Genomic DNA, 850 nt, shown 5'->3' on the forward strand with positions numbered 1-850 from the left:
CCGTTGGTTAGCATCCACTTATGCCTACCAACTATATCCATTTCAAGAACAAACTTTAATTTTAGAGTCAATTTTTAAGACCGTATTAACTCAATTATTCACTCCATGCGATTTACTAGTTTATTTAGACATTGATCCTAAAATCGGAATTGAACGCAAAAAGAAACAAGCGCATCATAAACTCGACGTCATCGAACAAAAACCTTTATCGTATTTTAACCAAGTAAAAGACGGATATCACGATTATCTCAGTCGCATTCATCAAGGCTCAACTTTAATTTTATCAAGCAACGATCCAGTTGACAACAACGCTATGAAAGTTTTTAATTTATTAAGAGAAAAGGATTTATTATGAAAAAATTTATCAAACAATCAAAAAATGGAACAATTCACACTTATTCCAATAATATCATTATCCAAAATATAAAAAGAATTTTTAAAACTAAAAAAACAACAAAAGACTTTAATTTAAAAGTCTTTTTTTATTTAAAGAAAGGAAATTTAAAATGTTAATCGATCAAGATTTTTTTAACATCCAACATTTCAATACTAATATTAAAACTGTGAAAATATTAAAACATTTTTTTAAAAAAGATACCTTTAAACTTTCAATTGACGAATATATGAAAACCAATTATCAACAATTAAACCATTATTTTAATCAAAATAATATCAATTCTCAAAGCCAAAAAGCAATTAGTGGTAAAATCAACGAATATCTCATTTTATTATATTTTCAAAACAAAGGTATTACTAATTTATACCCTCAAGTAAATTTATTTTTTATTCCAGACATTAAATTTGATTTAATTTTATTTACCCAAAAGAAAAGAATTATCGCTTTTAATTT

1 protein-coding gene and 2 pseudogenes are annotated in these 850 nt (G+C 24.8%); all 3 read left to right on the top strand.

All coding sequences use genetic code 11. From position 1 onward, the window contains the following. Positions 1-355: pseudogene (locus KTO59_RS04445) on the top strand (hypothetical protein); the annotation flags it as partial. Then, positions 352-513, top strand: coding sequence for a hypothetical protein (locus KTO59_RS04450; protein WP_284928853.1), 162 nt, complete (start codon positions 352-354; stop codon positions 511-513). The pseudogene KTO59_RS04445 and the gene KTO59_RS04450, both read left to right, overlap by 4 nt. Further along, positions 507-850: pseudogene (locus KTO59_RS04455) on the top strand (hypothetical protein); the annotation flags it as partial. The gene KTO59_RS04450 and the pseudogene KTO59_RS04455, both read left to right, overlap by 7 nt.

Origin of the sequence: Candidatus Phytoplasma sp. AldY-WA1 (assembly GCF_020312115.2) — a bacterium.
Lineage (GTDB): Bacteria > Bacillota_I > Bacilli_A > Acholeplasmatales > Acholeplasmataceae > Phytoplasma > Phytoplasma vitis.

What these genes read in the sequence shown, in the direction of transcription:
- KTO59_RS04450 (WP_284928853.1), top strand. Translation starts at nt 352, where the DNA reads ATGAAAAAATTTATCAAACAATCAAAAAATGGAACAATTCACACTTAT.